Origin of the sequence: Paenibacillus sp. 1182, from assembly GCF_017833915.1 — a bacterium.
GTDB lineage: Bacteria > Bacillota > Bacilli > Paenibacillales > Paenibacillaceae > Paenibacillus > Paenibacillus polymyxa_D.
This window is the reverse complement of the sequence record NZ_JAFICR010000007.1, coordinates 274703-298180: the sequence shown is the minus strand read 5'-3', so window position 1 is coordinate 298180 and position 23478 is coordinate 274703. Positions and strand designations below refer to the sequence as shown.

22 protein-coding genes and 1 riboswitch are annotated in these 23478 nt (G+C 45.1%); of the genes, 12 read left to right on the top strand and 10 right to left on the bottom strand.

Features of this window, described 5'->3' with window-relative positions:
* Positions 1-249: 249 nt before the first annotated feature.
* From JOD82_RS16450 to JOD82_RS16425, 6 genes are all read left to right on the top strand, one after another.
* Entirely contained in the window at positions 250-2241 is a 1992-nt protein-coding gene (locus JOD82_RS16450) for a stalk domain-containing protein (protein ID WP_069011534.1), read from the top strand.
* A 209-nt stretch (positions 2242-2450) separates the two neighbouring features.
* On the top strand, positions 2451-4220 hold the full coding sequence (locus JOD82_RS16445) for an acid phosphatase (protein ID WP_069011535.1): 1770 nt from the start codon (positions 2451-2453) through the stop codon (positions 4218-4220).
* 290 nt (positions 4221-4510) lie between these two features.
* Positions 4511-5917 (top strand): sucrose-specific PTS transporter subunit IIBC, encoded by a 1407-nt coding sequence (locus tag JOD82_RS16440; RefSeq protein ID WP_069011536.1) that lies wholly within the window; start codon positions 4511-4513, stop codon positions 5915-5917.
* An 18-nt stretch (positions 5918-5935) separates the two neighbouring features.
* Positions 5936-8191 (top strand): beta-glucosidase BglX, encoded by a 2256-nt coding sequence (gene bglX / locus JOD82_RS16435; RefSeq protein ID WP_209949676.1) that lies wholly within the window; start codon positions 5936-5938, stop codon positions 8189-8191.
* Entirely contained in the window at positions 8184-9563 is a 1380-nt protein-coding gene (locus JOD82_RS16430) for a glycoside hydrolase family 32 protein (RefSeq protein WP_209949675.1), read from the top strand. Before bglX ends, JOD82_RS16430 begins: the two co-directional genes overlap by 8 nt.
* 216 nt (positions 9564-9779) lie before the next feature.
* Positions 9780-10613 (top strand): AraC family transcriptional regulator, encoded by an 834-nt coding sequence (locus JOD82_RS16425; RefSeq protein WP_029516146.1) that lies wholly within the window; start codon positions 9780-9782, stop codon positions 10611-10613.
* A 113-nt stretch (positions 10614-10726) separates the two neighbouring features.
* On the opposite strand, the gene queF is transcribed toward JOD82_RS16425, so the two are convergent.
* From queF to JOD82_RS16395, 6 genes are all read right to left on the bottom strand, one after another.
* Positions 10727-11224: a preQ(1) synthase gene (queF, locus tag JOD82_RS16420; RefSeq protein ID WP_029516147.1), complete on the bottom strand. Its 498-nt coding sequence runs from the start codon at positions 11222-11224 to the stop codon at positions 10727-10729.
* Positions 11225-11442: 218 nt separating this feature from the next.
* Entirely contained in the window at positions 11443-12306 is an 864-nt protein-coding gene (queE, locus tag JOD82_RS16415) for a 7-carboxy-7-deazaguanine synthase QueE (protein ID WP_209949674.1), read from the bottom strand.
* Complete coding sequence (gene queD, locus JOD82_RS16410; protein ID WP_069011540.1) at positions 12299-12790, bottom strand: 6-carboxytetrahydropterin synthase QueD; 492 nt, start codon at positions 12788-12790, stop codon at positions 12299-12301. The genes queE and queD overlap by 8 nt, the downstream gene beginning before the upstream one ends.
* Positions 12783-13466 (bottom strand): 7-cyano-7-deazaguanine synthase QueC, encoded by a 684-nt coding sequence (gene queC, locus JOD82_RS16405; RefSeq protein WP_069011541.1) that lies wholly within the window; start codon positions 13464-13466, stop codon positions 12783-12785. Before queC ends, queD begins: the two co-directional genes overlap by 8 nt.
* Positions 13467-13599: 133 nt before the next feature.
* A riboswitch (PreQ1 riboswitch) is annotated at positions 13600-13643 on the bottom strand.
* Between the two features lie 79 nt (positions 13644-13722).
* Complete coding sequence (locus tag JOD82_RS16400) at positions 13723-14427, bottom strand: AIM24 family protein (protein WP_069011542.1); 705 nt, start codon at positions 14425-14427, stop codon at positions 13723-13725.
* Positions 14428-14452: 25 nt separating this feature from the next.
* Entirely contained in the window at positions 14453-14893 is a 441-nt protein-coding gene (locus JOD82_RS16395; protein ID WP_069011543.1) for a hypothetical protein, read from the bottom strand.
* Positions 14894-15207: 314 nt separating this feature from the next.
* On the opposite strand from JOD82_RS16395, the gene JOD82_RS16390 reads away from it, so the two are divergent.
* The 3 genes from JOD82_RS16390 (at position 15208) to JOD82_RS16380 (ending at position 17403) form a co-directional block, all read left to right on the top strand.
* A complete protein-coding gene (locus tag JOD82_RS16390) occupies positions 15208-15363 on the top strand; it encodes a hypothetical protein (RefSeq protein ID WP_165144572.1) in 156 nt (51 codons plus the stop codon).
* 223 nt (positions 15364-15586) lie between these two features.
* On the top strand, positions 15587-16354 hold the full coding sequence (locus JOD82_RS16385) for a hypothetical protein (protein ID WP_209949673.1): 768 nt from the start codon (positions 15587-15589) through the stop codon (positions 16352-16354).
* 71 nt (positions 16355-16425) lie between these two features.
* Positions 16426-17403, top strand: coding sequence for a helix-turn-helix transcriptional regulator (locus JOD82_RS16380; protein ID WP_029516152.1), 978 nt, complete (start codon positions 16426-16428; stop codon positions 17401-17403).
* A 46-nt stretch (positions 17404-17449) separates the two neighbouring features.
* Here JOD82_RS16380 and JOD82_RS16375 read toward each other — a convergent pair whose 3' ends face one another.
* From JOD82_RS16375 to JOD82_RS16360, 4 genes are all read right to left on the bottom strand, one after another.
* On the bottom strand, positions 17450-18121 hold the full coding sequence (locus tag JOD82_RS16375) for a 3'-5' exonuclease (protein ID WP_029516153.1): 672 nt from the start codon (positions 18119-18121) through the stop codon (positions 17450-17452).
* A 235-nt stretch (positions 18122-18356) separates the two neighbouring features.
* The gene (locus JOD82_RS16370) at positions 18357-20258 is read right to left on the bottom strand and encodes a 5'-nucleotidase C-terminal domain-containing protein (RefSeq protein WP_209949672.1); all 1902 of its coding nucleotides are present in this window, start codon (positions 20256-20258) and stop codon (positions 18357-18359) included.
* A gap of 194 nt (positions 20259-20452) precedes the next feature.
* Positions 20453-20878, bottom strand: coding sequence for an ImmA/IrrE family metallo-endopeptidase (locus tag JOD82_RS16365; protein WP_069011547.1), 426 nt, complete (start codon positions 20876-20878; stop codon positions 20453-20455).
* An 11-nt stretch (positions 20879-20889) separates the two neighbouring features.
* Complete coding sequence (locus JOD82_RS16360) at positions 20890-21363, bottom strand: helix-turn-helix domain-containing protein (protein WP_069011548.1); 474 nt, start codon at positions 21361-21363, stop codon at positions 20890-20892.
* A gap of 299 nt (positions 21364-21662) precedes the next feature.
* Here JOD82_RS16360 and JOD82_RS16355 point away from each other — a divergent pair, with 299 nt between their 5' ends.
* The 3 genes from JOD82_RS16355 to JOD82_RS16350 all read left to right on the top strand — a co-directional run bounded on the left by JOD82_RS16355 (position 21663) and on the right by JOD82_RS16350 (position 23470).
* Positions 21663-22139 (top strand): ArpU family phage packaging/lysis transcriptional regulator, encoded by a 477-nt coding sequence (locus JOD82_RS16355; RefSeq protein ID WP_029516157.1) that lies wholly within the window; start codon positions 21663-21665, stop codon positions 22137-22139.
* A 339-nt stretch (positions 22140-22478) separates the two neighbouring features.
* Positions 22479-22613, top strand: coding sequence for a hypothetical protein (locus tag JOD82_RS29520; RefSeq protein WP_256026078.1), 135 nt, complete (start codon positions 22479-22481; stop codon positions 22611-22613).
* Positions 22610-23470: a hypothetical protein gene (locus JOD82_RS16350; RefSeq protein ID WP_069011549.1), complete on the top strand. Its 861-nt coding sequence runs from the start codon at positions 22610-22612 to the stop codon at positions 23468-23470. The genes JOD82_RS29520 and JOD82_RS16350 overlap by 4 nt, the downstream gene beginning before the upstream one ends.
* Positions 23471-23478 lie beyond the last annotated feature (8 nt).

Genomic DNA, 23478 nt, shown 5'->3' with positions numbered 1-23478 from the left:
ATCCTGCTGGATACTCTTCATTGCTCCATTTAGTTAGAATTTCTAAAATGGCATATCGAAATTCAAACATTTACCATCCTCAAAACCGATATATATGTGAGTATTTTGTATCAATCCCAAAAAGGCTTTCAAATCAGTAATATAGAGATCGAAGCGATCTAGTTCGTTTATATATTGTATTTTTGAGCGTTGGGAATGGAATTATGCAAGTTACTGATATGGAAATAGAGATAGAAAAGGGGAATCACGATGAGAAAAGCAGGGATGATTTTGCTGGCAGTATCCGTGGTATGTGGAGCGGTGGTGGGAACTACGTTAAACACTGGAGAAACAGCAGTAGCGGCAAATGTAACGACGAACAACACTTGGAAAAATGCTAAAATTATAGACGTGATCGACCGGAATAACTACATACTGGATGATGGTTCTTTATGGAGAAAGAGTATAGATGGCCCGGCTATTGAGAAATTGAATTTGAAGGGCATTACAGGCAGCAAAGACAAGAGTCAAGGTTATTATGGCTGGACTGAGGACGGGAAGGTAGCCATCTGGGATGATAACTCCGACCCAAAAGTGACGGCCCAATCTTCAGGAGTAAAGGAGATTACCGGAGAGGGTCTGGCTATTAAAACCGATGGGACGATCTCCTGGGGAAGAGAACAGGTCGAGGGAATATCGGATGCTATAGACGGTGATAAGGTAAGTACCTACTTTACGGTTCTTACTCGATCCGGTGATGTATGGTATTCCACAGGGTACGCAGAATCTAAGCCCCGCAAGATAGGTCATGTAGATGGTGCGCTTGATATCAAAATGAGTACGGCGTATGCTGCAATACTTAAGGAAGATGGTCATGTCACGATGCTGGATATGCTGACCAATGAACCGCCACGTGAAGTGGGAAGTGATATTACTTCGATATTGTGGAAAAAAGGTACACATGTCTTGATTACTGTACATCGCGACGGGACGGTATGGAGCTATGATCGGCTGAAAAAATATCCTGCGGTGCAACTTAGCGGGTTATCTAATGTTGCAAGGTTGGTTGATTCGCCTGACGAACTTTTTGCACAATTAAAGGATGGCTCTTGGGTCGGCTATAAGGACGGAACCACGACTGCGCTAAGTTTGCCTACATTAACGGGTATGTCCTTGTTGACGACCTCCAAAGAGGCTGCCATCGGCGATACGATTCAATTAAATGTACAAGAGACGTATTCGAACGGTTATCGACTAACACGTCATCCCGAAGCTAGTGAGATTGAAGTGGAGAAACCACAGGTTGCCGAGCTACAGCAGAATGGTTCCGGTACACTCAAAGTAAGGGGCATTGGCAGCACAGCCGTATCTCTGCGGAACGAAGGTATACCCTCTTCTTTTACACTAAAGGTATCGTCTGACCAAACCTTGACCGGGGCGGCTATACTAAACGGCAGTGTGTATTTGCCTGTGCAGTCTGTGTTCAAGACGCTGGGTGGATCTGTTACCGTGGCAAACCAGGCATTTACGATCAAGCTGGGTAAAAACAATATCGTACTCCAAAAAGGGAGTTCCACCGCGATAGTGAATGGTAAACCTGTTGCACTGAAGGGCAAGGTTCAAACGGTTAACGGACAGGTTGTATTCCCGGGAACATTACTGACCGATCTGAAGTTGGGCGGATTCAAATGGAATCGTGACCGTCAGCAAGGCGAATTATCTGTGGGCGCTACCAAGCTGGTCATTGAGACGCCGGAAACGGCTAAAATTATCAAAGCCATTGATCTGGGTAGTCTGTCCAAATTAATTGGCAAAACCTATTGGGTCAATAACTTCTATAACGCTGGAGAGCGATTTGGCAAGGTAACAGTTAAAGACATCGAAGTCAGCACAGACCCGAACGGTGTTAAATCTTACGAAGTTATTTTCCAGGGGGCTAATGGCGAAACTTATGACACGTTTTCCATTATCGGAGCTTCACGCATTCCACAAATGCTGTCTGATTCCGATCAATTTCTAACTTACGATCCGTACAACAAATACCAATGGTCGCAAGCCATCTGGAACAAGATTAAAAATAACGAGGTAAGCTTGGGCATGAATACGACGCAGGTGCAGTTCGCATGGGGAAGCCCAACAGTCAGAGAAAAGGGGGCTGCTTCAAACGGAACTCAAATCGAAGCCTGGGTATACGGCAATCGTAGTCTTTATTTCAAGGCAGTAGCTTTCGTAAATGGCAAAGTCATAGAAGTATGGCTGTAGGGTAGCTGATTTTCTATAACGGTTTGAAAGAGGTATCTCCAGATTCGTATATACGAATCTTGGGATGCCTTTTTTTCATTTAACAAAACTAAGCTCTTAATTTAACAAACTTAAGATATGATTCTTTATGTCATACATCTTGTTATATAGATAATAGCTCCGTAGAGAAAGTATGAAGAGCACAAGAGAAGAGAGGATCTGATTTGAGAATGAAATCGCTAAGGAAACCATTATCAGTTGCATTACTATCTTTACCCTTACTTCTAGGTTCCCTGGGTGGAAGTTATGCGAGTGCAGCAACCCTACCAACAGCGGTAACTCCAACAGAACCGTCGTGGGGATATTTCGTAGATCATTATAAAAATAATAGTTCTGCAAATAAGACGGAAAGCTCTAATCCGACCCTCGGGTTGCTCTCCGAATTTAATAAGCTTTGGACTCCCGGCGCTACCTGGGATACAGGTACCAAGCTAAACAGCAGCGTGCTGGACGCCAATATTCAAAAAGTGATTGATATCGCTGCCCGTCGCACTTCCAGTGAGGCCAATGCGGCTTATTTGGATGATCGCAGAAACCAGAGCTACAGTGTGATCGACGGGCTGGGTTCGCTCACTGATGTATATCGTAAGAATGCAGGTGCCACGACAACAATCAACGACATTCCGGCAGATGCCCTGACTAAGAAATACGAAGATGAGGGAACGAATGCTGGGAGTACAAGCTCCAATCTCGGCAACATCGTAAATCTGGTAAATACCTTGCGCGGAGAATATTCTACGACGAACCCGGCTAAGTCTTATTTTAGCTATCCTCGCCCGTTTCGCTGGAGCGATAACTCTGTAGTTGTTCCGAGCCTTATTCCCGCTCTCAAAGCTGATGCTACTAGCGATGGCGGCTTTCCTAGCGGTCATACCAATGCTGCGTATCTCAGTTCTATTGCTATGGCCTACGCCGTGCCGGAGCGTTATCAAGAACTGCTGACGCGAGCTTCGGAGCTGGGCAATAACCGTGTTGTTGCCGGTATGCATTCCCCGCTTGATGTTATGGGAGGGCGTGTCATGGCAACAGCGATGGCTGCTGCTATCCTGTCTGATCCAGCCAATAGCAGTTTGAAGAAAGCGGCTTATCAGGATGCTCGTAAACAACTGCTGTCTCAAAAAGGTACAGCTCCAGATCGGTTCAGCAATTATGCCACAAACAAAAAAAATTATAATCAACGATTAACATACGGATTCAGTCAGGTTAATCCAACCGCGACGCCTATGATAGTGCCTAAGGGAACTGAGGTACTATTGGAGACACGCTTGCCTTACCTGGATAGCACACAACGTCGTTGGGTTTTGGCTACCACGGGAATTCCTTCCGGATATCCTGTACTTGATGATGCTGAGGGATGGGGACGATTGAACTTGTTTTCCGCTGCGGATGGCTACGGTGCTTTCGCCAATAATGTGACGGTGAATATGGACGCTTCCAAAGGTGGTTTCAATGCATTGGATCGCTGGCGCAATAATATATCTGGTGTTGGAAAGCTGACTAAAAAGGGAACAGGTACGTTGAAACTAATGGGCAACAATACGTATTCCGGCGGTACACAGATCGACCAAGGTACTTTGGAGGGAACTTCGGACACGGCTTTCGGAAGTGGCGGAATTACGAATTACGGGGGAACTCTTCTTAAAAATGCTTCTGGGAAGCTGATTATTGGCGGAAATTACAGACAATCTGCCAAGGGAACACTTGAGCTTAACCTACGCACTAAAAATGATGTGCTCAAAATAAAGGGAACAGCTATACTCAACGGAAAATTACGCCTGAACTTTTCTAACAAATATGTGCCGGCTAATGGTGCTACGATCTTAACTTATGCTAAACGAAATGGAGCATTTTCTTCCATTGAAACGGTAGGTTTACCAAGCAATTATAAAGTGAAGGTTATCTATACAGCTGACAGTGCTCAGTTGAAAGTCACTAAGTAAAACGTAAGTAACTCTCTATACAACAATTGAAGTGCACCTTTAAAATACATGGGAATAAACCAGAAGGTTATTCCATTGTGTATTCTAGGGGTGCACTTTATTGTTTCATCAGGCACCAGTTGCTAGTATGCATTTATAATCAAGGATATAAAAAGGTCAAAATTTGACCTTAATGTAGTAAAATAATCCCGCTGTTTGAAAGCGCAGTCATGATATTCTTAAGAAGCATATTTGATCAACGTTTTAATGATTCAGACTAACTAAGAGGAACAGAGGAAAGGAAGAGACTGATGAGTCTTGAAAAAGAATACGTTAAAATAGCCCAAGATGTCATTAAAGGGCTTGGCGGAGAAGACAATATTATTTCCATGGCACATTGTGCCACACGGCTGAGGCTGATTGTAAAAGATAGAGAAATTATTGATGATGAATTTATTGAGAATATTGATAAGGCCAAGGGCGTTTTCTTTACCTCTGGGCAATATCAAATTATTTTTGGAACCGGTACTGTAAATAAAGTATACGATGCCATGGTTGGCCAAAGCATATCTGCTACATCAAAGGCTGATTTGAAAGAGATGGCCTCCACTCAAGGTGATAATCGGTTCAAAAGAATGATCCGTGTTTTCGGGGATGTATTTGTTCCGATTATGCCTGCATTGGTAGCTACAGGATTATTCATGGGAGTTAGAGGCTTAGTAACTCAGCCTGCACTGCTCCAGTTATTTGGACTTACACCTGATCATATTTCTGCGAATTTCATATTGTTTACGCAAATATTGACCGATACGGCTTTTGCATTTTTACCCGTGTTGGTATGTTGGTCGGCCTTCCGGGTGTTTGGTGGATCACCACTATTGGGGATATTGATTGGATTAATGTTAGTAAGTCCTTCGTTGCCTACATCTTGGGATGTCGCTCAAAAAGTTCAGGAACCACTAGTATTTTTCGGATTCATTAAAATTGCAGGCTATCAGGGCTCGGTTTTGCCTGCCTTCATAATAGGTGTCGTGGGGGCGATGCTAGAGAAAAAAATCAGGAAATCAGTCCCGGATGCATTGGACTTAATTCTAACACCATTTTTGACATTATTAATCACACTGGTACTGGGATTGTTCGTGATCGGTCCCATTTTTCACGAGGTGGAAACTTTAATATTAATGGGTGTTACCGCCATTTTAAAATTACCATACGGCATCGGCGGATTTATTTACGGTGGCATCAATCAGATTATTGTAGTTACCGGACTGCACCATGCCTTAAACCTGATTGAAATACAGATGTTAGTAGGCAATGGTTGGAATATGGTGAACCCGATCAGTTCAGCGTCGATTTGCGCACAAGCGGGTGCTGCATTGGCTGTTGGTCTAAAATCTAAAAATGTAAAAACCAAATCCATTGCGTATCCTTCTACCTTGTCTGCGTTATTGGGTATTACAGAACCCGCTATCTTTGGGGTGAACATTCGATATGGCAAACCGTTCTTGATGGGCTTGATTGGCGGAGCGGTTGGCGGTTTCTTCGCACGTATATTTAATGTTCAAGCAACGGGCATGTCAATCACAGCCCTACCGGGAATGTTATTGTACCTGAACAATCAGATATTCATATATATCTTAGTTTGTGTAATCGGCTTTGCTGTGGCATTTGCACTAACGTGGATCTTTGGGTTTAAAGAAAAAATAGATCACAAATAAAATGATGTGGGGAGAATCATGGACAACAACACACTGCTTAAGAAATTGGACAGCCTTTCAATAGAAGAGAAAATAGGCCAGCTCATCCAACTGACCGGTGATTTTTTTGAAGGGGATATAGACACTGTTGTGACGGGTCCTTTAAAAAAATTAGGGTTAAACGCCGGCTACAATATATATAACACAGGCTCCATATTGAACATCACTAATCCAGAAAAAATTATCCAACTGCAAACGGATTATTTGGAAAAATCGATTCATAAAATTCCGCTGCTGTTCATGGCAGATATTATCTATGGGTATCGAACCATCTTCCCGATTCCGATTGCACAAGCATGTAGTTGGAATTATGAGGGTATAGAACATGCAGGTTCGATTGCTGCCCAGGAATGTTATGACGAAGGTGTGCACGTGACCTTTTCCCCCATGGTAGATATCGTTAGAGATCCCCGTTGGGGGCGGGTGATGGAATCGCCTGGAGAGGACACTTTGCTGGCGAAGAAATATGCCGAAAGCATGGTTCAGGGGATCCAGGGGAGAAACTCGGAGGATATCATACCAGCCAATAAAATTGCCGCTTGCGTCAAACATTTTGCCGCTTATGGGGCACCTGTCGCTGGACGTGAGTATAACGCCGTGGATATGTCGGAGCACACGCTGCGAGAATATTATTTGCCAGGGTATCAAGCTGCAATCGAGGCGGGGGCAAAGCTTGTTATGACGGCCTTTAATACCTTGAATGGCGTTCCTGCAACAGGAAACGAGTGGCTTAACCGCGACGTGCTAAGACGAGAGATGAATTTTAATGGTGTGTTGATCTCGGATTACGCCGCTATAGAAGAACTGATCATGCACGGTTATGCCGAAGATGAGGCTTCCGCTGCAAGGCTGGCATTGTTGGCTAGTGTTGATGTGGATATGAAGACAGCAGTATACGCCAATCAATTGGAGAAAGTAGTATCTGATAACGAGCATATGTTGGAGCTTTTGAATGAAGCGGTATACCGTATTTTAAAGCTGAAAAATGATTTGGGGCTGTTTGAGGACCCGTTCCGCGGATTACAGGAAACCGTTCAGCGGTCGAGAAACAGCATTCTGTCAGATGAACATAAAAAAGCCGCGCTGTCCTTGGCTGAAGAATCCGTCGTCTTGCTGAAAAATGAAAATCAACTGCTGCCATTGTCTAAACATACCAAAGTAGCTTTAATCGGTCCTTACGCAGATGAAAACTCCACCCTGGGTATGTGGGCCATTAAGGGGGATGAGGCGGATACCGTCAATTTGAAAATGGGATTATTAAAGCATGTTGATCCCGACAATCTCTCGGTTTGCAAAGGGGCGCACATGCTTCCTGCTAATGCAAGAGAAGCCCTTGGCAAATATGCGGACAAGCTGGCTGCTGAAACAGTCGATGAGGAGGCCCTGCTGCGCGAAGCAATCCGAAATGCTAACGAAGCGGATGTCATTGTCCTCGCCTTGGGAGAAAGTATTTATCAGAGCGGAGAAGGGGGATCGCGAACGAACCCGACGCTTCCTAAGCCGCAAATGAAACTGCTCCATGAATTAAGTTTACAGGGCAAAAAGATGGTTCTGATCGTTTATAGCGGAAGACCTTTGATTCTTACCGAAGTAGCCGGAAAAGTGGACGCTATTGTTCAAGCCTGGTATCCAGGAACGATGGGCGGAGAAGCACTGGCTAATATACTGTATGGGGAAGTCAATCCATCGGGGAAATTAGCCATGACCTTTCCACGGAGCGTGGGACAAATTCCGATATCCTACAATGAGTTGAATACAGGCAGACCGAATTTAAAGGAAAATGGCTCTTATCGGTTTGCATCCCGATATATAGATGAAGTGAATGAACCCTTGTATCCATTTGGCTATGGTAAATCTTATACCTCATTTGAATACAGCCTATTAACAATTAGCCAAAAAGAAATGAAGAAAAATGAGTCAGTTGATATCCGTATGTCTGTTACCAACACTGGAATTTATGATGGAAAGGAAACGATCCAATTATACATTCGCGATAAATTTGCAAGTATTGCAAGGCCAGTGAAAGAATTAAAAGACTTTAAAAAAGTTTTTTTGCAAAGTGGCGAGACCCAAAATGTTGAATTTTCAATTCATGAAGAGATGCTTAAATTTTATGATCGTGAAATGCAATACAAAAGTGAACCCGGTGAATTTGATGTTTATATCGGGTCAAGCTCGCAGGAAATTTTGCTGAGTTTTAGTTTTGTTTTTTTACCGGAGGATGAGCATGAATAAAAGCGACGCGTATAACCTGAAATATCATATTACCCCTCCTTACGGTTTGCTCAATGATCCTAATGGACTTGCTTATTTCAATCATCAATATCATGTGTTTTATCAGTGGAATCCAAAAGGAACTGAGCATAAAAATAAATGCTGGGGCCATGTTGTTTCCAGCGATCTGGTGCACTGGCAAAGGAAAAGTGTCGCGCTGGAGCCTTCGGAATGGTATGACAAGGATGGCATTTATTCGGGCGGGGGCATTGTTCATAATGAAAAGCTGTATCTGTTTTACACAGGAAATGTAATCCGAGATGATGGAGTAAAAGAAAGCTATCAATGCGCCGCGATTTCGGAGGATGGAGAGTATTTTCAAAAAATCGGTCCTTTGTTTGAGCATCCACAAGGTTATACCAGGCATGTTCGAGATCCGAAAGTATGGAGAGACCAACACGGGAACTGGTGGTTGATTGTTGGTGCTCAGAGAGAAGATTTGACTGGAGATACACTTATCTACAAATCTAAAAATTTGTCCGATTGGGAATGCCAAGGATCATTTGTTGATCATGACCACCAATTTGGATATATGTGGGAATGTCCGGACGTACTTCATTTTGCCGAAAATGATGTTTTTGTTTTCTCTCCTCAGGGTTTACCGGAGAGAGGCGAATATTATAAAAATCCTAATCAATCGGGATATATGGTTGGCAAATTATCGAATACAGGCAAATTCAACGGGGACCTTTCCGATTTTAAAGAGCTTGATCGAGGATTTGATTTTTACGCTCCACAATCATTCAAAGTTAATGACAGAACCATTATGTTCGGATGGATGAGCGCCATGAATGAGGAAGCGGAGAGGGCTGTCCCGACCATTCAGGAGGGCTGGATTCATGCATTAACACTTCCTAGAGAAGTTGTGCTGATGAACGGTGTGTTGTACCAGAAACCATTGCCGGAATTACAATTGTTAAGACTGGATGGCATGCATTACAAAGGGGAAATTCAAAGTAGTAGTGAGTGGGTGCTGCCTTCTACACAAGCGGAGCTAATTGTTGATTTTTCCTTACTGACAGAAAATTTTAAAATGATCATAAGGGATGCTGTGCAAATTGACTATGATCAGGAACAAAACAGTCTGACCGTTTGGAGAACAAACTGGTTGACTGGCGAGAGAGAGTACAGAAGAGCAACATTAAATAATAAGCTTGCAGAAATGCAAATATTCATTGAAAGCTCAAGCCTGGAGATCTTTGTGAATGAGGGTGAAGAAGTGTTTTCCCTGCGTTATTTCATAGAAGATGCAGACCAAAGCAATGTATTACTTGAGGCAGGAGACAATGTAGGAGAAGTTAGAATGTATCAGTTGCAGGAATGTGTAGGGTAACATTTTTTTGCTTGCCGGGTTGCAAGCAGGTTAAGGAAGGCTGTTCATTATCCCGTTTGCGGGAAGAACTGCCTTCTTTTTTATTTTTGGTCCGTTGAATAGATTCTGCTTGTCCGGGCATTTTACTATCGGTATAGTATGAGTATTAGTATAAGAGTTTATGCCTTAATATAGAATACAGATGAATTACTCATGGCTGGCTGATGAGGTGTGGTGATGAAAAAAATATATGAACATATCGAAATAGACAGAAAAAAAATGATTAACCTTTTTATGTTCCAATCCAGAGATACAGAAAGAGTCATTCCTATGCATTTTCACAGCAATATGGAGTTGATCTACTGTACAAGTGGAAGTCTAAAGGTGTGGCATGAAGGAAAAATAACTATTTTGATGGAAAAGGATGCGCTATTCATTAACAGCAATGTTCCGCATTCCACGCAGAGCATTACGGAGAACCAGGTCATAGTGCTGCAATTTCCAGACACTTTCTTTGCCAATGAACAAGTAATCATCCATTTAAACACGCAAGAGAAACAAGTTGAAGAACCTATAATCTCTAAATTAAGAGGATTGTTTATGGATATATATGATCTACATATTTCCAAAAGCAAATACGACTACATTTTAGAGCAAAGCCGAATTATTGAACTGAAATATTTGCTTGTCAATCATTTTAGTCAGACGACAGACATTCCACCGGAAGTATTCAGTGAAAAGCAACAAAAGATAAAGACAATCATGGACTTTATTAAAGAGCATTATACTGAAAATATTAGCTTGGCCAAAACGGCCCGTATCTGCGGTTATTCGGAGGCTTATTTGTCGCGAATGTTTCATAAATATACAGGCCAGACGTTTACCGAATACAAGCAAATTCTTTGTTTGGAGAAGGCGATCGATTTACTGGATTCAACTAATAAGTCACTTACAGAAATTTCTTACGAGGTCGGGTTTCCAAACGAGAAATCTTTCAGAAAAGCTTTTAGAGAAGTTATGGGTAAAACACCGTATGAATATAAAAAATCAAGATTTGATCTGGATGTGTAATGCCACAAGCGTGCACAGTCTCCTTTCAGTAAAACGAAGGGGTTGTCCCTGAGTCATTTGATGACTTTAGGACAACCCCTTGATATTTACGCTATGTCAGAAGAGTTATTAGCTTAACGGTTATCAACCTTTTCTGGGTACATATCATGATTCATCATGCGGTGCTCCGCTATCTGTTCATACTTTGTTCCTGGCTTGCCGTAGTTGGTGTACGGGTCGATAGAGATACCGCCGCGTGGCGTGAATTTGCCCCATACTTCAATGTATCGAGGGTCCATCAGCTTAATCAAGTCATTCATGATGATATTGACGCAGTCTTCATGGAAATCGCCGTGGTTACGGAAGCTGAACAGGTACAGCTTAAGGGATTTGCTTTCTACCATTTTAATATCGGGAATGTAGCTGATATAGATGGTTGCAAAATCAGGCTGTCCTGTAATCGGGCACAGGCTGGTGAACTCCGGGCAATTGAACTTTACAAAATAATCCCGATACGGATGTTTATTATCAAAGCTTTCGAGAATGGCGGGATCATAGGCAAACGTGTATTGTGTGCCTTGATTGCCAAGCAGGGTAACATCGGTCATTTCTTCGGGTGTTCTTCCGGTCATATGGATAAGGCTCCTTAAAGTAAGTTGGTTTGGTAAAAGAGAGAGGGAGTTATGGTGGTGGGAGGTCGCTCCGCGAATGATTTGAGTCTCCGCTTCGCTGCCGACCGCCGTCATCACCATAAAGTCCTACTCGTTTACGTGTAGGTTGGGATAGAAGTGAGTAATGCTCTCCTTTGTGTATCACATACAGCGCATACGGAATATATTACATATAAGTGTTATACGCCGCGTTTGTTGCCCCATACGAGGGTGTGGAGCTGCGGGAGTACTCTTACGTCGTTTAGTAGGGAATCGTCCATGACACGGTCGATAAGCCATTCATAACGATGGAGTAGAGACTCCGCTATCTGTCCGGTATTCTCCGTGTTTACATCTGGATTACCCGTCTGAAGGAACAGCGGTACGTGTGGATAGCGCTCGTGAACAGTGCGGGCATAGGCAAGATCGGTGTCATCGAAGATGACGACCTTCAAGCTGCAAGCTCCGGTATAGAGCCGCGCAGATTCATTAGCGGGTTCCTTCAAGTCTGTTGCGATTGCGACGTGGGACGTCGCTCGTAACTCGCCAGCCATCTCCCGGTTCGACAGACGGGCGACAATATCATCCAGCACGTCCCAGTTGGTCGTCATACCCGAGCTGGGCGGTTTCGGGGACAGGGTTACCTCATCGATATCGTACAGCCATTCCTGCCAACGGGAGCCTTGTGTTTCGACAGCGGTGGCAATGCCTTGACTGCGTAGCAGGGTGATTAGCTCCCCAAGCTGCGGTAGCAGGGCAGGATTGCCTCCAGAAAGGGTCACATGCGAAAAGCGTTCGCCGCCGATGGCCTTCAGCTCCTGCCAAATGTCCGTGGCACTCAGACGACGGATCTGATCCTTGGCGCTGCCGTCCCAGGTAAAGGCGGAGTCGCACCACGAGCAATGGTAATCGCAGCCTGCGGTACGAACAAACATCGTTTTACGACCAATGACCATACCTTCGCCCTGAACAGTGGGACCAAACACCTCCAGTACGGGAATAGGGGCTATTTGGGTGCCGTGGGAGGCTGTCATGGGTTGGTGAGTAGTCACGGTATTACTCATCGAGCATCCACTCCCGTCGGAACTCGGCGTAGCTGGTAGGTGTCTCGAACAACCGTACAAACTCGGTACGTCCACTTTCGACACGGTTGCAGTATGCATCCGAGGTCAAGGCTGACTCCATTTGTTCAAAGATCCAGACGACCATATTTTCCGCCGTTGTATTCATTGGAGGAAGCGTCTCATTCAAGTAACGGTGGTCCAGAAAAGGCTCAATCCGCTCTTTCCAGATCGTTTTGATGTCACCAAAATCTAGCGTTAGACCCGTTTCGCCCGGTATGCCACTTATGCCAAATACGACGATATAGGTATGTCCGTGCAGATTTTTGCATTTGCCTTCGTAGCAGTGCAAATGATGTGCTGCATCGAACGTAAATTGTTTGCTGACGAGTACACGTTTGCGGTGATAACGCAGCTGAGAGTGCTCAATGTCTGTCCCAAACTGCTGGAGCTTGTCGACAATGCGAAAGGTACCTGGCTCACGCATGACCTTCAACTCCTTGGGATGAAGCTCCGCGCACCGCGAGATATTGCTCCAGTCCGGCACGGCGAAGTTTGCAAGCAGGGCATTCGCCACAGCCGTCGCCAATGATGCCGTTATAGCACGTTAGTGTACGTGTTCTTACAAATTCAAAAGCTTTCAGCTCATCGGCCATGTGCCAAGTTTCGGCCTTGTTCAACCACATAAGCGGGGTATGAATCACAAAGGGATAGTCCATCGAAAGGTTTAGTGTGACGTTCAGCGATTTGATAAAGGAATCCCGGCAATCGGGATAGCCGCTGAAATCCGTCTCACATACGCCTGTAATGATGTGGCGCGCTCCTTTTTGCTTGGCGAGAACTCCCGCGAAGCTCAGAAACAGTAGGTTGCGACCGTCTACAAAGGTGCTAGGCAGTTCGCCTTCCTGTTGAGTAATGTCAATGTCTGTGCGTGTGAGGGCATTAGGGGCTAGTTGATTAAGCAGGCTCATATCCAGTACCGTTTGCGGAACACCCAGTTCGCGGGCGATTCCAGCGGCTACTTCGATTTCCTGCTTGTGGCGTTGACCGTAATCGAACGTCACAGTTTCTACTTCAGCAAAATGTTTTTTTGCCCAAAATAAACAGGTTGTGCTGTCTTGGCCGCCGCTGAATACGACGACTGCTTTTTCGTTTGCAAACATAAAAAAACCTCTCGATCTTCTTGGAATGGTGCAAGACACAAGTCTTGTCACTTGGAAGAAGGAGAGTTCTTGAACCGACTTCAACAAAAAACAGGCCTTGCCCCGAGAAATCATTTTTCTTGCGGAGGACAAAGCATCGTTAGTTTTTTATAGAGGGAGTTCGCGAACCTCTCCCATGCATGACGCATGGATTTTCTTCATTAGTATCTGCCACGAGGACAGACGGCTTTAGCATTGTCATTATAGCATGGCAGGGCTATTTGATAAACACTCCACCAAATGGAATGACTTCCCTTAAAAATCGCTTGATCACGCCATCGTCGTTCATATCCTGTTGGAGCCGCCGATGATGCTCCCCGGCATGGAATAGTACGGTACCCTGTCCGGTCATTTTAAAATGATAGTTCATATGCTGGCTGGCCAGATGGTTGCCGTACACGGTCAACTCCAGATGGGCGTTTTCGGGGTAGGCAATGACGCTGCTCGCATCCACATATATCGGTTCTGTCGGATGAAGCTGTTCCTGACACACCAATCCCTGCGTCAAAAGACCGATTTGACCCACACCATCAAATTTCATTTTTATAACATCACGGCTAAACAACATGTTTTTCATGCTTAGCAGCTTAGTACGCATTTGGATACCGGAGCTGTACCAGAACAGGTTGCGAAAATCGTATAACAGATCATCGCTTCCTTCAAGCTTAATCATTTTTAGACTAAAGCCAGGTGGAAGTGCAGCAATTAGGCGACAAGCTCCTGTGAAATCGGCCTGAATCAGTTTGTGTTTGCGATACATGCCCTTAATATTCATCAGTTTATCACTGCGGCCTGAGCTGGGTCCGCGGTATGCGATGATTTGCTGCGGATGCAGAACGTGCAGCTTTTCTCCTTCCGCCAGATCGAGCGTTACGACCGAACCGACGCTTTCATCATGGTGTTGTCCTGCTTGTATGTCCATTCAGACCTTTCATCCTTTCAGACAGTTAGTATCTTCCCGAACGTCGACGCATCCCGTAACGCAACAGTCGGATACCCATAAAATAACCGGCCAGCAGAATTATAGCTGTGATAATGAGCAATTTATTTCGATGTGAAGCCTGATCGCGCTGGGTTTGAAGATTTTTTAATTCTGTGACTGTGTCAGTCAGCTTGCGGTTTTGCTCCAGCAATTGGGCGTTTTGCTCTTGATAGGCTTCTAAGCTGTTACGGGCCTTTTCCAGATCCTCCTGGGTTTGTCGATAGCTTTCCTTGAGCTGATATACATCACCAGGTAACCGCGAAAATTGCTCGAAGCCCTGATATACATCATCCCAATAAGCAGCATGTACTTCGGGTACACGAGTTATCCCAAAAATAAACAAAAGTGCTATAGCAGCGCAGACAATGCGGCGATACAAAGCAAAGCGACAAGTTGGTCGTGCCAAGAGATGTTCCCCCTTTTGATAAACCAAGATGTTAGATGATATAGATCATTACCCATATGACATGGTTACGTATAATATAACGATACGGATGCAGATTTTTGAAGAAACGGACGATAAATACGGAGAAAATGATCTCAAAAAAAGTCGATATATGAGTTTAAGTGTACCAAAAAACGGGTATATCAAGGAAGCGGCAACATTCCGGCATTTTTTCTAGCATACGAGTAAAGAACGATCCGCACCTGATCAGGTCTTAAATATGAATATATAAACTGAAATATATTAAAAATTAATATAGAAGGAGATTTTGCAAGATGAATGAGAAAGAACAAAACTATAAAACTTTAAAAATCACTGTAAATGGAAAGCCGTTATCAAAGGATCTCGTCGTAGATAGTACTACTTTTGCCCCTATATCTGATATTTGCACAAAAACGAATGTTTCTTTAACAGAAACTACAATCTCATAAGTTTAAGTATAGAAGTAGACTATAAAATAGCCCGGCATACGCCGGGCTATTTTTGCGCGTTCATGTAATTCAAATGGTTTAAAATGTTATTTACCAAACTAGGTCCCCCTTCATAAAGATTCCCATGTATAATTTTCACAATCAAACATACGTTCCCTGACAATATAGTGTCAGATAACACTGTTAATTTAGAGTTACATGTTCTTTTAGGGGGAATTTACCAGTGGTGAAGTCAATGCTCAATGTAACGTACACATGGGACAAAGAGTCTATATCTGCGAATGGGTCCAAACAAGTAAATCTACTGATAGAATGGGGCTATGGAGCTAAACGTAAAAGAAAAGGAAATCTAATACCGAAAGCAGCGGGATGTGACCTTCAACTCCAGTTCATTCCAGAAAACGGGGTAAGTCTATTAAAAGCTGAAGGGGTAAGGCTCGGTTTTAAACGCTCGGAAAACGGAGATAGCATGTTTGTTCACTGTGGTGATGTACGGCGGGGAAAATATAGACAGGCTATTTTGACGTTTTCTATACCGGCTCACTCGTCCGGAAGACATACGATTGGAATGATGGAGTGGAGCTGGCGCAAGCCATCGCAGGAAAAGCGAACGATGATCCGGACAGACCAGCTCTACATCCATTTTACGCATCATCTTGGTCTGCTGAGCATTCCATCCAACCCGAAGGTGGAAAAATACATAAAGCTGAATGAGACGTCCCCTATTGTAAAAAAGGCATTGCGTATGTACGAGAAAGGGGAATATGAGCAAGGGGCGTTCATCCTTACCAGACAAGCAGATGAATTACTTATACGTGCAGCAAGAAGCGATGATATGGACTACCTGCAGGAAGCCGAGTTGTTTCTGGCTATACGTAATAAATGGAGTGGTACTTTTGTATCATTTACAGCGTATAGTTCTAAAGTCTTTTTCAATAAGGCAATATCGCTAGAAGATGTTCATTTTACTGAAAATGATACTTTGAGATAGGCAATTATGCTAGTTTATTTGTGTAATATAGTGAGTCTAATTTACTATCTTTTTGTAAAGGAGAGACTTCCTTGACTGATCGGTTGATACGTTTAATGCGGATTATTACTATTGTTCAGGCAAATCCAGGGATATTGGCAAGAGAGCTTGCCGAACGTTGTGAAACATCAGAACGTACCATATACCGAGATATGGAGGCGCTAAGCGCTATGCATATACCGATTGCGAATATGGGGCATGGCAAGGGGTACATTTTTATTAGCAATTTCGCTTTGTATCCTCTGAATTGGACGGAAGAAGAGGCAGAGGCTTTTACTAAGCTGGGAGAGATTATGGAAACGGTAAAGCCTCTTTTACCGCCAGCTTTTGAAAGTGCTTATGAGAAAGTGATGGCCTCTAGTCAGAAAAAAAAGATGGAACAGACGAGCTTCGCGCAGGAAATGAAAAATATTGTCCGGCTCGGCTCGACACTTGATCGGGAAAACCAGCCCTATCTGCTCAGGCTGATTGTTTTAGCGAGTCTTACGCAGCAGACGATTGAAGCGGAATACAGTTCGCCTCAAAATGAAGATGTTTCACTCGTTCAGGTGGATCCTTATTGTTTGGTTCCGCAGGATCGGCGATTCTATATGCTTGGTTTTTGTCACAAGCAATCCGCGATGAGAACCTTTCGGATCAGCCGATTTCGGAACATGAGAATTTTGCCGTATACGTTTCAAAAAAATACAACTGAAATGGAAATGTTTTTTAAAGGGACCTGGTCGGTGACCAAAGGAAATCAGAATATCCGGTTTGTGGTACGTTTTTCTGCCGAGTCTGTATATCGGGTCAAAGAAGAGGAGCTGTTCATCAAGCCTTTTCTTAAGGATTTGCCGGATGGAAGTTTGTTGTTTGAGGTGACGGTCAATCATGACCGTGAATTTTTGGATTGGCTCACTTCCTATGGAGCTGAGGCCGAGATCCTGGAGCCTTTACGGTACCGCAAACGAATGCAAGAAATGCTGCGGACCTGGGGGGCATTCTATTTCGATAAAAAGGCAGGAAATTAAGAATAACAGGGGGAGATCCCCCGGAACGGGCCGGGGAGCTATCCGCTTAACGGTCCTTAAACAGGTTGGCGAGATTGCCAAAAGGACTGTACTGTTCCTGCTCTTCTTCTGGTGAGGAGTAGACGAGCTTCGATCCACGGCTTTCCTCATCGTCAGCAGCATTATGAACTAATGTAATACGATCAAAATGGTACATGAAAACCTGAGCGGTGTTCACGGCATCATCCAGTGCCCGGTGTTGTTGACCGTCAAAGTCAATGTTGCACAATTCCAGCGCCTGAGACAGGCTCAACTGACGGTACTTTCCATTGGAACCAAGCAGACGGGAAATCTGCTTCTGTATATCATTTGTATTATGAATCCATCCGAGATCTACATGATGGGTACGACAATGGGATACCAGCTTCTGACGGTCATCCGGGCCCCATGCGCATAAATAATAAGGGGAATCCGTACCGAGCCAGGCTATGAACTCCTTCACAGCTTCAGGAAATAGTGGAGCGGCATCAATGTCTCGTTGAGTAATACCCGTGAACTGAACGGTATCAGTAGAGAGTACAGGTCGATTCGAGGGTCTTACAAAACTGTGAAACGTATCCGCAACGTATAGGCCATCGTCTCCCTGAACAACTTTGACGGCACCGATATCAATGATTTCGGAGGAATATCTGGCGTTACGACTAACGGTAAATTCAAGATCGTAAATAATGTATTGCATTTCTGGACTCCTTCCACACATATAACTGATCCCGATGGGGATCGGGACGAATGTTCTTGCCCGAGTGACTCTTCTCCATCATACCTCTCGGTTCACAACTTGTCAGCGGTTAAAAGGTTTGCTTTTTAAAAAAATATGCGATGTCCAAATGAGCTTGGACTATCGCATATCTATAAACGCCTGACCTACGGCAGCATCCGGAACCACTAGGATGCTGCCTTTGCTAGCTATCAAATTAGGCCGGGAGATCTAACTTTTGTCCGGGATAAATACGGTGAGGATTCTTCAACTTATTCAACTGTTGAAGCTGTTGCCAGGTGGTACCATGTTTGCGGGAAATGTCATACAGCGTATCCCCGGATTTCACAACATATACATGGCTATTTGTAACTTGTGCAGAATCGGATGTCTGCTGTGGCTTGGCTGTTTGAGACTTTGCCGGTGCAGGTTTTGCGGGCGCTGGTTTCGCAGCCGGTGTAGAGACGGATTGCGGCTTTTCCTGCACAGGTGCGGGTGTTGCGGTTGAAGCAGATGGCGCAGCTTGTGTGGCAGGGACAGACATTTTACCGTCAGCCTTGGCTTCTTGAATGCGACCGTCTGCTTGTACTTGCAGGCTAGCGGAGCCCACCTTTTGCATGTAGCGGATTAACGCCTCATCAAGCGAGCCGAACATACCTGCCTGTGGATATTTAGCGAACATCGTATATTGGTCACCACCTACGGCAGTAAAATCATTGGTGGCCAGTGTATATGTTGCCTCAGGATCAAGTGTCTTTCCGCCGATCAGAATGGAATGAACACGGCTGCCTTTGGCTGCTGATGTGTCTATTTTGAACGAGATACCTGATACCTGCGGGAAACCTCCGCTTGGCTCTGGATAGGAGGCTGTACCATTTTCCAGTGCGGCCTGAATGTCAGAGCCTTTCACCTTCAAGGTAACGATCTGGTTGCCGAAAGGTAGCACAGTGATGACGTCTCCCTTGGTTACCGTTCCCGTCTTGATGGAAGCCCGGATGCCGCCACCGTTCGTTAAAGCCACATCTGCTCCCGAAACGTCACGCATAGCATCGGTGAGCAGGTCACCGAGATTGGTTTCACTTGCACGTACCTTTTCGCGTGCTCCTTCCAGATCCACACTCGTTTGCGTTACAACCTCTTTAAGAATAGGTTCCTGGTCCTTCTGAATGGAGGCGATCAATGCAGCAATTTCAGCGTTGGGCTGAACGTCCACTGCTTGAGTCGAATCAATCAGCTTGGCTTGCTTTTGCGTAACCTTACCGCCGTCGACCCATAAGTCCACAACACCCAAATACTTGGTGTATTCACCTGCGCTAGCGATCAATGTATCATTGTCACTAACCAAGCCTTTTTCCAGTACAGTATGGCTGTGTCCATCGATGAAAATATCAATGCCAGGCACTTCCTTAACAACTTTGAGGCTGGTGTCCTTACTAGACGCATCCTGCCCCAGGTGACCAAGAACAACAACGACATCTACTTTGCTGCGCATTTCATCAACAGCCGCTTTGGCCTCAGCCGCAGGATCGGTGAATTGAATACCCTCAACATTTTTGGGATTCGTCTTATATGCTGTTTCTGGCGTAGTCAGACCGATAATACCGATTTTAACGCCATCCACTTCTTTAATAACATAGGGTTTGAACAAACGTGTTCCGTCTGTTTGTTTAATATTGGCGCTGAGCACAGGGAACTGAATTTCCTTACTTAGCTCGACAAGATGCTTCCAACCATAATTAAACTCGTGGTTACCCGGAACCATAGCATCATAGCGCAGCTTGTTAATCACTTTCACAATGCTCTCACCGTAAACCAAAGTAGCGAAGGTCGTTCCATGAACGGTATCCCCGTCATCTAGCAGCAGTGTATTGGGATTAGAAGCCCGGTACTGATCAATGATACCCGCCAGCTTGGCGAATCCCATTTCCTTGTCATTCGCGACCACGTGGGCATGGGTATCGTTCGTATGTAGGATGGTGATGTGTTTACCGCTGACTGGAGTCGTTGCCGTTCCCGCTGTTCCCACATGGGTTGCTGGGTCTGCTGCTGCTGTACCGAGACACCCAAGTAAAAGCGCGGCAGTCGTCAGGATCGACGAGAGTTTTTTCCATGAGTTCATGTTGTTCCTTCAACCTCCCATAAAATGAATGAATTAGAGAAACCGCTTACGACCACATTTTATCAGATGATTGTAAAAATAACTTCTATTTTATATCAAAGCACTAAAATTTTTTGATATATCGGTTGTTAAACCCATCGTCTAGTTACCTATATTATAGAGGAAGTAATAAACAGTAACCTACGGGTGGGGAACTAGTGTTCTGTTTTGCGATCAAAAAAAAGGGCAGTCTCTTTGGGCAGCCCAATGCGGGGTAAATAGTGATCCAACGTTTCGTCAGCTAGTGGCGGTTTTCCTTCACTCAACAAAAGCACGGCAAACCGATTGGCCTGCTGTTCAAATTTTCCTGGGGAAAAGTAGGAATGCTCCTCCATAAAAAAGCGGCTGATGCCTTTATGCAGTCGGTCATGTCCCAATTCATGCGCACAGACGAACCGTTCCCATTCGGGTGTGAGGCCATTGTGGATAACGATAAATCTTCTACGTAGCTTGTGGTAATACAGCCCTTTGGTTGTGGGGCCTAGATCGCAGTATCGGATATGGATACCCAGGGCTTTCGCAATATCGAAGGGGCAGTTGGTACGGTATTTTCGGACAAGTTTGTGAATGAGTTCGTTCATACGCTCACCTGCTATCCCTGATCTTTGCCCGCTTGGGGCTCTTTGGGCTTTTTATGTTTGTTCATCTGTTTGGCTTCCCAGAACAGACCTGTCAGAACGTCCTTGATCCGTTGACGATCTTTTTCATCCAGCGGAATGCCATCGAACATTAATTCGTCGTCTTCCTCCAGCATTTTTTTAAAATCCCGGCGGTCTTTAGAGGTTGCCCATTCCGGTACAGTAGAAGGATAAAGTTCATATGGACTTTGCTCCATTGAATCATCGTCTCCCCAATATCCGGCGGCCTTCATCATTTCGGTATAGGATACGCTGAGCGCGTCCGCTATTTTGCGGAGAGTGGAGGGTTTGGGAATTCCGCGCAGTCCATTTTCAATGCGGGAAATTTGTGAATTGCTAATACCTGCGGCGTCTGCCAATTGGTTGATGCTCAAGTGTTTGTGCTCGCGCTGCTGTTTTAAGTAAGTTCCGAATGCTGGCTGTTCCACAATGGGGGCTCCTTTCTGCAAGAGAATCATAGATATTGCTTTTATTATACCATTAGGTAAATAGTAAAAGCACGTAATATGCCAAAAGGCATAGGAAAATAAAGCGAATATCCTGTTTTTGGAGCTATACTGCTTTTTTTGAGGATGGATACCTATCCTAAATAATGTTATGTTATACTCAAGATACGAACAAAAGGGGAACACAATGTAAACATGAGCGTTTTCTATTTGAGGATTTTGCAAAATCTTCATTTAAAAATACATCATTGTCAAAAGGCATATAAGGAGTGTTGCTTTACATGAGAAATAACTTACCCGAATTGGACCGTCGCAAAACGCAGAATGCATTGGAGGGTGTGTTTGAGAAATACCGAATTTATAAAACGATTACCTTTATGGATCGGGAGAGCTTTATTACGGCTGGCTATACGGATCGCCCGAGCGGCCCAACAAATGTGACAAGCGATCCAACGGCCCGGACAGCCGTATATAATGTAGATGCTCCTGCCGCCCGCTTGGCCTACTGCGAAATGGTGGATGCCGTAGTGAGCCGCTTGAATGAACGCGAACAGCTGCTTATCCGTGAACGTTATTTAAAGGATGACGATGTGTTCGATTACAAGGTTTACAATTATGTGTTAGACCCGCCAGTCAGCAAGGATACGTATACGAAGCTTCGCACGCGTGCTTTTTACAAAATGGCGCTTGCACTGGCGGACCAAGGCGTTTTAAATTTGGCAGGCTTGCAGAAGGGCGCGGATCGAAAATTGGGTTGATGTAATAATTATCCACTTGTTCTCATTTCTATTTTAAAATGGTTTCCTAAAAGGCTTTGATTTCCTGTAATAACAGGGGTCAAGGTCTTTTTTTACGATACGAACATGTGTTCTCAAAAAACCTCCCAACATCATCCCTATCCTCTGCTTTTATCGTCCATTTCCCCGGCAACGCATTCGTTATTAGGGTGTAAGATTATATCATCGGGAATCAAGACAAGAGGACATACCGAAGACACACACAGTCAAACGTTAGCCGGCCATTAGGGCCGGTTTTTTCATGCGGTGATCGTCTCTGTCGGTTCCCGGGAATTCGTTGAATAGAAAGGAGGAGTCGTGTTGCCTAAGCAAGGGATGCTGCAATGCATGAGTATGGAGCTGCGCCGGATGAGAACACGGAAGTGGAAAAAAGCCTGGCTGAATAGCCACAACATGCGAACGCAGGGTACGCAAAGGTGGCATGCCGCAGAATGAGACAAGCCTTTAAGCAAAAGCTCATTGAAATTATTCCAGCGCTGCAAGGGCGTGTATACGATGTTCAGCCACCGTCGCAGACGGCAGAGGAGCCGTATGCTGTTATGGCGCTGGGCGAGGAAATCTGGAAGTCTTCCTGGGCCGGCTATCGGCAGGTTGTCCGCATCATGCTGTACGCAGGACAAGCCGGACTGGCGCAGGCTGACGTATGGGCGAATGCCCTGATTGCCGGGCTGCACCGGGAACCCGTGACAGGTGCAGGTGAGGATACATCGACTTTTACCGCGCACTATTTGGGCGTGCGGGATGCAGAAAAGCTGGACACCGTTACGGGCAAGGCCTATAGAACGCTTCGTTTTGGCGTGTATGTGCCTGAGACGGAAGGTGGTTTGGCCGTTCCAGCAAGCGGTGCTACACAGCCGGAAGAGTGGCTGGCCGCGCTGGTCCGCTGGACGCAGAAGCAACTGGGTGAAACGTGGTCGGTATACGCCGACGCATGGCCCGCACAGCCGGGGCGGCAAGCGGTACTATGGCGGATGAGCGGCTGCGAAACTAGGATGGCGGGAGCCTCCATGTATGAGCTGCGCAAACGGTTCATCGGGCATATTACCGCCCCGGACACCACCGAGGAAAACCGCGCAGCTTTCGCACTGATCGAGGGCTTTGCCGCTCAAATCCAGCTTCCTCTGGATCAGGACAAGGGCCGTTATATGTCTACAGCTGAAGCTTCAGCCGATTTGCAGGCAGATGCCATTTTAGATGGTCAGCTTCGGCTGATGTTAGTACAGCGGCGTATGCGTCCGGCTGAGGAAGCGGCGTTGATTCGCAGAGTGGAAATTCATCCTATTTTGAAATGAGGTGGTCC

Excerpts from the sequence above, each read along its gene's own strand:
- queC (WP_069011541.1), bottom strand. The coding sequence starts at position 13,466 with ATGTTTGCAAACGAAAAAGCAGTCGTCGTATTCAGCGGCGGCCAAGAC.
- queD (WP_069011540.1), bottom strand. The coding sequence starts at position 12,790 with ATGCGTGAGCCAGGTACCTTTCGCATTGTCGACAAGCTCCAGCAGTTT.
- queE (WP_209949674.1), bottom strand. The coding sequence starts at position 12,306 with ATGAGTAATACCGTGACTACTCACCAACCCATGACAGCCTCCCACGGC.
- JOD82_RS16370 (WP_209949672.1), bottom strand. The coding sequence starts at position 20,258 with ATGAACTCATGGAAAAAACTCTCGTCGATCCTGACGACTGCCGCGCTT.
- JOD82_RS16425 (WP_029516146.1), top strand. The coding sequence starts at position 9,780 with ATGAAAAAAATATATGAACATATCGAAATAGACAGAAAAAAAATGATT.
- bglX (WP_209949676.1), top strand. The coding sequence starts at position 5,936 with ATGGACAACAACACACTGCTTAAGAAATTGGACAGCCTTTCAATAGAA.
- JOD82_RS16390 (WP_165144572.1), top strand. The coding sequence starts at position 15,208 with ATGAATGAGAAAGAACAAAACTATAAAACTTTAAAAATCACTGTAAAT.
- JOD82_RS16365 (WP_069011547.1), bottom strand. The coding sequence starts at position 20,878 with ATGAACGAACTCATTCACAAACTTGTCCGAAAATACCGTACCAACTGC.
- queF (WP_029516147.1), bottom strand. The coding sequence starts at position 11,224 with ATGACCGGAAGAACACCCGAAGAAATGACCGATGTTACCCTGCTTGGC.
- JOD82_RS16350 (WP_069011549.1), top strand. The coding sequence starts at position 22,610 with ATGAGACAAGCCTTTAAGCAAAAGCTCATTGAAATTATTCCAGCGCTG.
- JOD82_RS16440 (WP_069011536.1), top strand. The coding sequence starts at position 4,511 with ATGAGTCTTGAAAAAGAATACGTTAAAATAGCCCAAGATGTCATTAAA.
- JOD82_RS16400 (WP_069011542.1), bottom strand. The coding sequence starts at position 14,427 with ATGGACATACAAGCAGGACAACACCATGATGAAAGCGTCGGTTCGGTC.
- JOD82_RS16355 (WP_029516157.1), top strand. The coding sequence starts at position 21,663 with ATGAGAAATAACTTACCCGAATTGGACCGTCGCAAAACGCAGAATGCA.
- JOD82_RS16375 (WP_029516153.1), bottom strand. The coding sequence starts at position 18,121 with ATGCAATACATTATTTACGATCTTGAATTTACCGTTAGTCGTAACGCC.
- JOD82_RS16430 (WP_209949675.1), top strand. The coding sequence starts at position 8,184 with ATGAATAAAAGCGACGCGTATAACCTGAAATATCATATTACCCCTCCT.
- JOD82_RS16450 (WP_069011534.1), top strand. The coding sequence starts at position 250 with ATGAGAAAAGCAGGGATGATTTTGCTGGCAGTATCCGTGGTATGTGGA.
- JOD82_RS16445 (WP_069011535.1), top strand. The coding sequence starts at position 2,451 with ATGAAATCGCTAAGGAAACCATTATCAGTTGCATTACTATCTTTACCC.